Origin of the sequence: Lentzea miocenica, from assembly GCF_033949945.1 — a bacterium.
GTDB lineage: Bacteria > Actinomycetota > Actinomycetes > Mycobacteriales > Pseudonocardiaceae > Lentzea > Lentzea miocenica.
The window spans coordinates 230969-241319 of the sequence record NZ_JAXAVW010000005.1; the positions used below are offsets into that span (position 1 = coordinate 230969).

A 10351-nucleotide genomic window follows, 5' to 3' on the forward strand; every position below is an offset into this window, starting at 1 on the left:
CAATGTCTAGCCGAAACCGGTTCCGGGCGAAACCGGTTTCTGGATTTCCGGTACAAACGAATCGGTTGAGATGGCCGTCAACTACCCCGAACACGACAAAACCGGCTGCCCTTTCGAGCAGCCGGTTCCAGTGTGTGGTCCGGGCGTGACGGCCTGCTGTCTATGGACCAGACCGAAATTTCGGTGTCTGGCCCCTAGCGCGTGGCCTTGGTGCCGTTCGGGGCGATGGCGAACCAGCGATCGTCCTTCCCGTGCCCTGCCGTGTCACCCGCCTGTTCGTCGTCGACGTACCGGTAGACCGGCCGTCCGGCGATGGTGACCTGCTCCAGGCCGTCCGGGCGCTTCACCGTGCCGAGCAACGCCTTGTCGAGGCCGGGAGCCTCGATGTTGCCGCCCGCGGCGAGCAGCGGCGGCCACACGAGCGTGCACTCGGCTTCGACGCAGGTCGACTTGGGCGGGTTGGTGCTGTCCTGGGTGCTGAAGTAGAGCGTGTAGTGCTCGCGGTCGGCGACGACGGGGCCGACCGCGGGCGACTGCTCCACCTGCAGTTTCGCGATGTCTCCCGGCAGCACCGGCGTCGGGCCCGCGACCGGACCGGCCGCGGCCTCCAGTTCCTCGAGCGTTGCGGTCTCCTGGGTCTCTTCGGGCGGTGCGGAGCAGGCACCGAGGACCAGGACCAGCGCGAAAACGGCGAATCGGCTCACATCAGAGGATTACGGACGACGGCCCCAGGCCGGTTCAGACGTCGTCACCAGGCGAAGACTAGCCCCAGGAAGTGGAGGATCAGGAAGAACCCCGGCACCAGCAACAGCACCTTGCCGTACACCGCGAGCATGTGGCTGTTGGTTCGCACGGCCATCGCCCGCTTGCCCGTACCGATCTTCCGCAGCGCTTCCTGCATCGCGCGGGCCACGTAGAACATGGCCGAGCCGTACCGCTTCTTCTCGCCGGGGAAGGGCCCCACCGCTTGCACGTGCGGGGTCCAGTCCTGGTCGAAGACGACCACCGCGGACGTCCACTTGCCCGGCAGCGGGTAGGCCTTCTCGATCTGGGCGGGGATCGGCAGGTGCGCGTCCAGCCGTTCGGTGAGGTCCGGGCGGTCGCCGGGGATCAACAGCACGAGCTTGCCCGGCGGCTGGGTGGCGCGTGCCTGGTCGACCTCCCACCACACCCCCTCGCCGGCGCCGAGCCGCAGCACGATCAGCTGGGACAGCTCCATCAGCCGCAGTACCCCGGCCTGCCAGTCCTCGACGGGCAGGTAGAACCGTGCCGCGCCGAGGTGGGGCACCTGTTCGCCTGGCCGGCCCACCGCGACGACGGGACCGAACGCCCCGAGCGCGCCGATGAGGTGTTCCTCCCGCGTGTGGATGCTCAGCATCCCGGCCGAGAGCGCGCCGGGCAGTGCGTCGATGACCGCCGCGTCCGGGTCGTCGTCGAAGCCGCGCAGGTACAGCACGGGTTCGCGCCAGTCGGCCCGCAGCGCCTGTGCCGCGCCTCGCACGGCCCTGGGACGGGAGTACTTCAGCACGAAGTACGCGACGGGCAACGCCAGAACGCCGCCGGCCAGGAAGAAACCTCGTGCGGCCCAGGGGAGTTCGTTGACCCGGGTCGCCGCGACCACCGCGATGAACCCGCTCACCAGAAGCGTGTAGCCGATGCCGCTGACCACCAGGAAGACCGGCCGCCGCCACCACGGTCGCGGCGGGACGAACGTCATGACCAGTTCGACGGCCTCGGCGTTCGCGGCGCGGCGCCGATGTCGCAGGACGAGCGCGCCCGCCGCGAGGATCGCGCCGGCCACCAGCCACGGCAGTGCGCGGTCCCAGGCCTCGGCGGCTTTGACGTCGAGCTCCCGCTGGTCCTCGACGAGCTCCTCCGGCACGTCGTCGGCGAAGAGCTGGGCGGTGTCCATCTCGCCGTCCTCGGCGGCACTGGCGGCGAGCGAGATCGAGGCGTTCGAGCTGCTGCCGGCGGAGGTGTTCTGGTCGAACCAGCGGGCGACCGCGCGGATGTCGGCGGAGGACCGGTTTTCGAGTGCGGTGAGGAACGTGGCGTACTGGGCGGGCGCGTCGTGGAAGGTGTTGCGCGCCCTCAGTTCCTTGCCCGCGGTGATGGCCAGGATCAACGCCACGTAGCCGACGACGACAGCTGCCGCCGTGACGAGTCTGCTCACCGTTCGCACGCCGTCATCTGATCACGACGACGATCCCGGTCGTGGTGCTTCGCGGCCGGATCGCCCGAACCGAGCAGCAAAGTCTTTCTGCTGTTTGGCGTGTGCAAGTACTACCAACTCATGATCGAACCGCCGCTACCTGCACCCAACTCCGCAGCGATGCCTTGCTCGATCGGTGCCGCCGCAGGACGGGACACGGCCAGTTGGTAGTAGCAAAGTGCCTGTTGATGTTGAGTTGGTGGTACTTGCAGACGCCATTGACGCAGGCCCCGTGAGCTACGGCCGGGTGATCGCCGCCAGCATCAGGTCGCAGATCTCCGCGGCGATCTCGTCCACCGCGAGCGGCGGCTGGTGCGCCTGCCACTCCCGCAGCAGCCCCGTGATCGCCCCCACCAGCGCGATCGCGGTCAGCCGGTACGACCGTTGCGGCGCCACTCCGGCGGCGGCCGCGCGCAGAGCCTCGGACTCGATGAACTCCGCCCACGTGTTCACCCAGCGCACGTGCTGCTGCTCGATCTCCGCGTTCACCCCGACGGCTTCGACGTAGTTGAGGCGCGGCGCACGGGGATCTGCCGTCACGCTGCGCACGAACACGTCCAGCAGCGTCGTGATCCGGGCGGCCAGGTCGGCGGTCTCGAGCTGGGCGAGCGCGGTGCGGACCTCGTTGAACGCCGTGGCGTTGATCAGGTCGTGCAGCTCGCGGAGCAGCTCTTCCTTCGAGGGGAACTCCTCGTAGAAGTTGCGCGTGGAGACGCCGGCCTCGGTGCACAGCTCGGAGATCCTGGTGGCGGCGAAACCCGTGCTGGTGAACAGCTGCAGGCCTGCCCGCAGCAGCTTCGCCCGGCGCTGCGCCTTGCGCTGCTCGGGTGAGATGCCGCCGTAGGCACGTGCCACCGGGGTGCTCCAATCTGGTAACTCGGGTTGTCAGATTACGTCGGCGCAACCTCGCGCGCACCCCAGGCGTCTAGACCTTTGCACGGGGGTCAGTTGCCGGTCGCGCTCTTCTCCAGCGCGGGGCAGCCGCTCGTGGAGTAGCCGGCGTTGTACTCGAAATGCCACTGCTCGTTTTCGTAACGGCGGCACCAGCCGAGGGTGCTGCCGTTTTTCTCGACCCATTGTGCCGATTCGATCGGCTGGATGTCGATCGCCAATCCGATCACGTGCATCGAGCGGTCCGGCGGGTTCAGCACATATCGCGACGCGAGTTCTTCGGTGCCGAACTTCTTGACGGCCTCGTCGAACTCCTTCCGCTGTTGCTGACGGCTGCGCTTGCCGTCGTTCAGGCAGAGCTGAACGCCCTGCTCAGAGGCGTTGGCGCGGAGCTTCTTCCACGCCTGCAGGACGTCCGGGCGCAGGCCGTCCGGAGCCTCGTCGAGGTAGCGGGCGTCGATGGGGCACTTCGGTCCGTCCGGCGGTCCCGGCACTTCTTCGAGAATCGCGAGCGGCTTTCCCGGATGACGGTCGAACGCGAGCGTCAATCTGCCCAGGTAACCCAGCGCCCCGCCGGCGGAAACCACGAGTGCGACGATCAGGAGCACGCCGAACACGACGCGTCTGGAGGTCTTGGACATGATTCGGATAATACGTCGGTCCGCAACTGGTTCTGTCCGCAACCCGTAACAGTCCGTCGGCAGCTGTGTCCCGGCACACGTGGCGCGGAACACATCCGTTCGGCCCAATCATGCTTTTGGCGGAGCGTCACAAATGTGATCGGTGAACGACGCTGGCCCCTTTTGCATCACCGAAACGTGGTGGCAACATCTGTGTCGGCCGAGAACCGGCCCGTTTTTGTGAGGTCTCAGGAGGACCGCTTTCATGTCCGGCCGCATTCTTGCGTTCGTTGCTCTGTTCGCTTCACTTTTCGCCTTCGCCGGCACCGCACAGGCCGCCCCGGCCGCTCGGGACACCGCGCTGGTGCTGACGGTCAAGTACTCGGATGTCGAGGACAACGCCTTCAAGGCAACGGTCCTGACCTGCGAACGAGGTGACAGCCATCCGCGCAGGGCCCTCGCCTGCGCGACGCTGGCCTCCGCCGGTGCCGACCTGCGGTCGATGCAGTCCGACGACCGCGCCTGCACGTTCATCTACGCGCCGGTCGAGGTGACCATGTTCGGCTTCTGGCGAGGTGAGCCGGTGTCACAGGTTCAGACCTACCCGAACTCGTGCGTCATGCTGGCGCACACCGGTGCCGTGTTCGATTTCTAGGCACCGGATATTAATGTGGAGCGGGGCGCGGCAGGGGCGCTCCGCTCCACATTTTCTTGTCCCGAAATGGGTGTTGCGCCGAATGGCGGCCTGGTTGATCGGTGTGCCAGGGTGTGATCATGGCCGCCACCTCCCGCTCCCCGCTGCTGTCCTGGACGACCATCGCCCCCGCGCTCGGCGTGCTGCTGCTCGTGCTCGCCTGGGGGCGTGAACTCGCCCCGGTGCTGGTCGCGCTGGTCGCCGTGGTGCTCGCCGCGACCGTCCTCGCCGCGGTGCATCACGCGGAGGTCGTGGCGCTGCGGGTGGGGGAGCCGTTCGGATCACTGGTCCTCGCGGTCGCGGTCACGATCATCGAGGTGGCCCTGATCGTCACGCTGATGGTGTCCGGCGGTCCCGAGGCGTCGTCACTCGCGCGCGACACGGTGTTCGCCGCGGTCATGATCACGACGAACGGCATCGTCGGCATCGCGTTGCTGCTCGGTGCCCTCAAGCACGGCACGACGCTCTTCAACGCCGAGGGCAGCGGCGGCGCGCTCGCCACGGTGATCACGCTCGCGACCCTCACCCTGGTCCTGCCGACGTTCACCACGACCACGCCCGGCCCCGAGTTCTCCGGCCCGCAGCTCGCGTTCGCCGCGCTCGCTTCCCTGGCCCTGTACGGGATGTTCGTCTTCACCCAGACCGTCCGGCACCGCGACTTCTTCCTGCCCGTCGACGAGGACGGCGTGATCGAGAACGACGAGCACGCCGAGGCGCCGTCCGGCAAGGCCACCCTGGCGTCGCTCGGTCTGCTGCTGGTCGCGCTGGTCGCCGTGGTCGGCCTCGCGAAGATCGAGTCGCCCGCGATCGAGGCGGGCGTGCGCGCCGCCGGCTTCCCGCAGTCGTTCGTCGGCGTCGTGATCGCCCTGCTGGTGCTGCTGCCCGAGACGATCGCCGCCGCGCGCGCCGCGTTGCGCGACCGCATCCAGACCAGCCTCAACCTCGGCTACGGCTCGGCGATCGCGAGCATCGGCCTCACGATTCCGACGATCGCGCTGGCAACGGTCTGGCTCGACGGCCCGCTGCTGCTCGGGCTCGGGTCGACGCAGATGATCCTGTTGCTGCTCACGGTCCTCGTCAGTGTCCTGACCGTGGTGCCGGGGCGCGCGACTCGTCTTCAGGGTGGCGTGCACCTGGTGCTGCTGGCCGCGTTCCTGTTCCTTGCCGTGAACCCGTAGCGCTGTGAACCCGTAGCACCGGGATCGGGACCGGTCCGCAGATCCGTTGTGTGCCGGTTTGTCCGGCTCCTACGTTCGTGGAATGTTGCGTCGCAGGGCACTTCTGCAAACGGCCGCGCTGGGCGCTGTGTCCGCGTGGTTCGGCAAGTCCACAATGGACGTCCAACTGATCAGGCCCGGCGACGCGGCCTATCGCGATGCCAAGCTCGGGTACTTCACCCAGTACGACGGGCAACGTCCGAGCGCGATCGCCCGCGTGACCTCGCCCGCGGATGTCCAGCGGTGCATCGAGATCGCGCGTCAGGACAGGTCGCGGATCACGGCGAGGTGCGGCGGCCACAGCTATCCCGGTTACTCCACGGCGGACGGTGCGCTGGTCGTCGACGTGCGGGGTCTCAACCGGATCGACGTCCGGCCGGACGGCACGGTCGAGGTCGGCGCGGGCGTCCTGTTGATGGATCTGTACGTGGCGCTGGCGAACGCGGGCCGCATGATGCCGGCGGGCACCTGCGCGACGGTCGGGATCTCCGGGCTGACGCTGGGCGGCGGCATCGGTGTGACCGCCCGCCAGTTCGGCCTCACCTGCGACCGTCTGGTCAGCGCGCGGATCGTGACACCGGACGGCGTGCACCGCACGGTCTCGGCATCGGAGCACGCGGACCTGTTCTGGGCACTGCGCGGCGGCGGTGGCGGCAACTTCGGCGTCGTCACGTCGTTCGTGTTCCGCACCGAACCCGCGCGGAACCTCACGACCCTCAGCCTCGTGTTCCCGTCCGCGGCGCTCGCCTCGCTGCTCAGCGTCTGGCCGGACTGGCAGGGCAAGGCGCCCGACGCCATGACCACGACGGTCGGCGTCGGTAACGGGCCGAACCCGTACGTCGAGGTCTCCGGTTGCTACGTCGGCACGCCCGCGAACGCGAAGCCGCTGCTGGACGACCTGGTCCGGCGGGCCGGGTCGCAACCGACGTCGCGTCGCGAACAGGAGCAGAGCTTCCTCGCCGCGATGGAACGGTTCGCGTGGTGCAAGAGCACTGACGGCTCGTGCCGCCCGAGCTGGAACGGTGGCGGCGGAACGCAGGGTCGCGGCAGCTACGTGGCGACGTCCCGGATGCTGACCCGTCCGATCACCGACCCGCAGCGGCTCGCGGAGATCTTCAAGAGCACGCCCAACTCGTACAACATGATCGACGCGATGGGCGGGGCCGTTGCCCGGGGTCCGGCTTCGGCGTTCCCGCACCGGTCGGCGCTCGCGAGCATCCAGGTCGAGCTCACCCTGCAGGCGGGGGAGACCAACGCGCGGCGGGCGATGGGCGTCGCGCGGGACGAGCTCGCGAAGATGTTCGGCGCCACCGGGTACGTCAACTACCTCGACCCGCAGATGCCGGACTGGGCGCGTACTTACTACGGCTCGTCGCTCACACGGCTGCAGGAGGTCGCGCGCAAGTACGACCCCGACCGGGTGTTCGCCTTCCCTCAGGGCCTGGTGTGAATCCATAAAGCCATTCCGGGTATTGCCACGTTACGACGTTCGGCCCTACATTGCGGTAACGCCGGTTACCACAAAGGGGTCCAACGATGCAGCTCCGTGCCGTGCTCGCCGCCGTTCTGCTCTTGTTCGCCCTGGTCACACCCGCAACCGCGGCCGCACCGGGCGAACTGGTCAGCAGCAGGGAGGTGGCGTGGCATCCGGAGCCGTTGAGGTTGCTGCCCGCCCCGGTGAAGGCCTACGACATCCGCTACCGCTCGACCTCCGCGACGGGCGTGGGCAACGTCGTGTCCGGCATGGTGCTCGTGTCGCCGCTGCCGTGGAACAACGGCCCGCGCCCGATCGTGGCGTACGCGATGGGCACGCAGGGGATGGGCGACCAGTGCGCGCCGTCGCAACAGCTGCAGAACGGCACCGAGGTCGAGATCGCGTTCCTCGCGCAGGCGATGTTCAACGGCTGGGCGGTCGCGGTGACCGACTACGAAGGCCTTGGCACGCCTGGGGATCACACCTACGCGGTGGCCCGGTCGGAAGGCCGTGCACTGCTGGACGTGGCACGGGCCGCGAGCGACATCCCCGGTCTGTCCGCTGACGCCCCGGTCGGCGTCTTCGGTTACTCGCAGGGTGGTCAGGCCGCGTCGGCCGCCGCCGAGCAGTGGAAGTCCTACGCGCCTTCGCTGAACGTCGTCGGTGTCGCCGCGGGCGGCGTGCCCGCCGATCTGAACGCGGTCGCGAAGTTCAACGACGGCAACGCCGGTTCGGGACTGGTGTTCGCGGCGGCCGCGGGGTACGCGGCGGCCTATCCAGAACTGCCGTTGTCGTCGCTGCTCAACGCCCGCGGTCAGCAGGTCATCGACCAGATCCGCGACGCGTGCGTCGCCGAGATCGCTTTGGTGGCACCGTTCACGCGACTGAACTCACTGACCACGACGCCGGACGTCATCCAGGACCCGTTGTGGCAGAAGCGGTTGAAGGAGAACACGCTCGGCGCGGTGAGGCCCGCGGCGCCGGTGTACCTCTACCACGGCACGCTCGACGAGCTCATCCCGTTCGCCGTCGGCCAGAAACTGCGCTCGCAGTGGTGCTCGCTCGGCGCCGACGTGCAGTGGACGCCGCTGCCGCTGCTCGGGCACGTCGCCGCCGTCAGCGCGTGGGGTTCGAACGCGATGCTCTGGCTCGGCGACCGGTTCGCCGGCAAGGTCACCCGCCCCAACTGCTGATCACCGCGGCGGCGAGGGCCGGGAACCAGGCCACTGGCGCGAGGAAGCCGTGCGCCAGCAGGAGCGGCTTCTTCCAGGCGGCCTTCGTCGCCTGGAAGTAGGCGATTCCCGGTGCGTCGGGATTGCGCTTCCGCCAGCCCTGCACCATCAGCGTGTCGCCGAAGGTGTTGTGCAGGGTGAGCACGGCGAACCCGATCCACGCCAGCGGTGTCGAGCCCGTTGTCATGAAGCCGACCCAGAAGCCGAGCCCGACGAACGCGGTGGTGAGGTGGTAGTAGGCGAGGGGCGGCACGTGTCTTCGTGCTCGGAGCAGGCGCCCCAGGATCGCCAGTCCCACCCCGATGTTGAGCACCCATCCGACCAGGGCGATCGTCGCTGTCATGAGTCGACGGTACTACGTTCGTAGTGTTCCGTCACTACGTTTATAGTAGAGCTGTGATGTCGAACCGGGACCGTGCTCTCGTCGCCGCCGTCGAACTGCTGGGCACCGAAGGCCTGCGCGGCCTCACGCACGCACGGGTCGACGACCGCGCGGGTCTGCCCAAGGGATCGGCGTCGAACTACTTCCGCAGCCGCGCCGCTCTGCTCGACGGCGTCGTGGACTGGATGGTGCGTCAGGAGACCCCTCGGGTCGAGGCGACGTTCAGGCCGGAGTCGCCGGAAGAGCTGATCGACCAGCTGTGCGAGCTCTACGAGTTCATGACCGGCCCGAACGCCGTCGTGGTCACCGCGCGGATGGTGCTGTGGGTGGAGGCCGCGACCAACCCGCGGGTGCGGCAGGCGTTGCTGCGAGGCCGGGCCTCGATGGCAGCGATGCTGATCCCGGCACTGGCGGGCCTCGGCGTGCGCGATCCGCTGGCCGTCTCGGACACGCTCGGGGCCTGCGTGCAGGGCCTGTTCCTGCAGCAGTTCGCCCGTGGCGAGGTGATCGACCCCCGGCCGTTGCTGGAGATCATCGTTCGAGGCGCTCTGACATGATCGGCCCATGAGGTGCGTGGTGCTGGACGACTACCAGGGTGTGGCTCTCGCGAACGCCGACTGGTCGGGCCTCGACGTGACCGTGGTCCGCGACCATCTCGACGACCCCGCGCAAGCCCTGGCCGAGGCCGAGTGCGTCGTGATCATGCGGGAGCGCACGCCGTTCACCGCGTCCTTGTTCGCCCGCCTGTCCAAGTTGCGACTGCTGATCACCAGCGGCATGCGCAACGCGTCGATCGACCTCGAAGCCGCGCGGGAACACGGCGTCACGGTCTGCGGCACCGGCAGCGCCAAGACCCCGCCGGCCGAGCTGACCTGGGCGCTGATCCTCGGCCTGGCCCGGCACCTGGCGGTCGAGAACGCGGCCTTCCACGACGGCGGACCGTGGCAGAGCACGGTCGGTGTCGACCTCGCCGGCGCCACGCTCGGCCTGGTCGGCTTCGGCCACCTCGGCAAAGCCGTCGGCCGCGTCGGCAAGGCGTTCGGCATGGACGTCGTCGCCTGGAGCCAGAACCTGACCCCCGACCGCACCGAGGCCGAGGGTGTGCGGCTGGCGTCCTCCTTGCACGAGTTGCTCGGGCAGTCCGACTTCGCCTCCGTCCACCTCGTGCTGAGCGACCGCACCCGAGGCCTCCTCGACGCCGCCGCGCTGGCCTGCCTCAAACCGTCCGCGTTCTTGATCAACACCTCGCGCGCGGCCGTCGTCGACCAGGTTGCCCTGCTGGACGTGTTGCGCGACAACAGGATCGCCGGCGCGGGCCTGGACGTTTTCGAGACCGAACCGCTGCCGCTGGGCGACGAGCTCAGGACGTTGCCGAACGTCCTCGCCACCCCGCACCTCGGCTACGTCACGCAGGCCAACTACCGGGCGTACTTCCAGGAGGCCGTTGAGGACGTCCACGCGTTCCTCCGGGGCGCGCCGATTCGGGAGCTGGCCCACTCCCGGTAGGTGTCTGGTCGGCCGAACGGGTGAATCGCGGCCCCCGCTGGATCCACGGCTAACGCCTTCTTCTGGACGGGCGACTACCCGTTGGCGGCACAAGTGTGCCCTGCGTCACTCCATATTGGACAA

The 10351-nt window shown here is 68.6% G+C and carries 11 protein-coding genes; 6 read left to right on the top strand and 5 right to left on the bottom strand.

What is annotated here, in order from left to right:
- Positions 1–194: 194 nt before the first annotated feature.
- From SK803_RS08450 to SK803_RS08465, 4 genes are all read right to left on the bottom strand, one after another.
- A complete protein-coding gene (locus tag SK803_RS08450) occupies positions 195–704 on the bottom strand; it encodes a COG4315 family predicted lipoprotein (RefSeq protein ID WP_319965248.1) in 510 nt (169 codons plus the stop codon).
- A 44-nt stretch (positions 705–748) separates the two neighbouring features.
- On the bottom strand, positions 749–2173 hold the full coding sequence (locus SK803_RS08455) for a hypothetical protein (RefSeq protein WP_319965249.1): 1425 nt from the start codon (positions 2171–2173) through the stop codon (positions 749–751).
- A gap of 276 nt (positions 2174–2449) precedes the next feature.
- Entirely contained in the window at positions 2450–3067 is a 618-nt protein-coding gene (locus tag SK803_RS08460) for a TetR/AcrR family transcriptional regulator (RefSeq protein ID WP_319965250.1), read from the bottom strand.
- An 89-nt stretch (positions 3068–3156) separates the two neighbouring features.
- A complete protein-coding gene (locus SK803_RS08465) occupies positions 3157–3744 on the bottom strand; it encodes a D-alanyl-D-alanine carboxypeptidase family protein (protein ID WP_319965251.1) in 588 nt (195 codons plus the stop codon).
- A 244-nt stretch (positions 3745–3988) separates the two neighbouring features.
- Between SK803_RS08465 and SK803_RS08470 the strand changes: the two genes are divergently transcribed.
- The 4 genes from SK803_RS08470 (at position 3989) to SK803_RS08485 (ending at position 8301) form a co-directional block, all read left to right on the top strand.
- On the top strand, positions 3989–4378 hold the full coding sequence (locus tag SK803_RS08470; protein WP_319965252.1) for an SSI family serine proteinase inhibitor: 390 nt from the start codon (positions 3989–3991) through the stop codon (positions 4376–4378).
- A gap of 119 nt (positions 4379–4497) precedes the next feature.
- Positions 4498–5595, top strand: coding sequence for a calcium:proton antiporter (locus SK803_RS08475; protein ID WP_319965253.1), 1098 nt, complete (start codon positions 4498–4500; stop codon positions 5593–5595).
- An 82-nt stretch (positions 5596–5677) separates the two neighbouring features.
- Positions 5678–7084 (top strand): FAD-binding oxidoreductase, encoded by a 1407-nt coding sequence (locus tag SK803_RS08480; protein ID WP_319965254.1) that lies wholly within the window; start codon positions 5678–5680, stop codon positions 7082–7084.
- An 86-nt stretch (positions 7085–7170) separates the two neighbouring features.
- Positions 7171–8301, top strand: a complete 1131-nt coding sequence (locus tag SK803_RS08485; RefSeq protein ID WP_319965255.1) for a lipase family protein — start codon at positions 7171–7173, stop codon at positions 8299–8301.
- Here SK803_RS08485 and SK803_RS08490 read toward each other — a convergent pair.
- Positions 8282–8683, bottom strand: a complete 402-nt coding sequence (locus tag SK803_RS08490) for a hypothetical protein (protein WP_319965256.1) — start codon at positions 8681–8683, stop codon at positions 8282–8284. The two genes, SK803_RS08485 and SK803_RS08490, sit on opposite strands and share 20 nt — an antisense overlap.
- Before the next feature lie 56 nt (positions 8684–8739).
- On the opposite strand from SK803_RS08490, the gene SK803_RS08495 reads away from it, so the two are divergent.
- The gene (locus tag SK803_RS08495) at positions 8740–9279 is read left to right on the top strand and encodes a TetR/AcrR family transcriptional regulator (RefSeq protein WP_319965257.1); all 540 of its coding nucleotides are present in this window, start codon (positions 8740–8742) and stop codon (positions 9277–9279) included.
- Positions 9280–9286: 7 nt separating this feature from the next.
- Positions 9287–10228 carry a D-2-hydroxyacid dehydrogenase family protein gene (locus tag SK803_RS08500; RefSeq protein WP_319965258.1) on the top strand — a complete coding sequence of 314 codons (942 nt, stop codon included), beginning with the start codon at positions 9287–9289 and terminating at the stop codon, positions 10226–10228.
- The last annotated feature ends 123 nt before the right edge of the window (positions 10229–10351 follow it).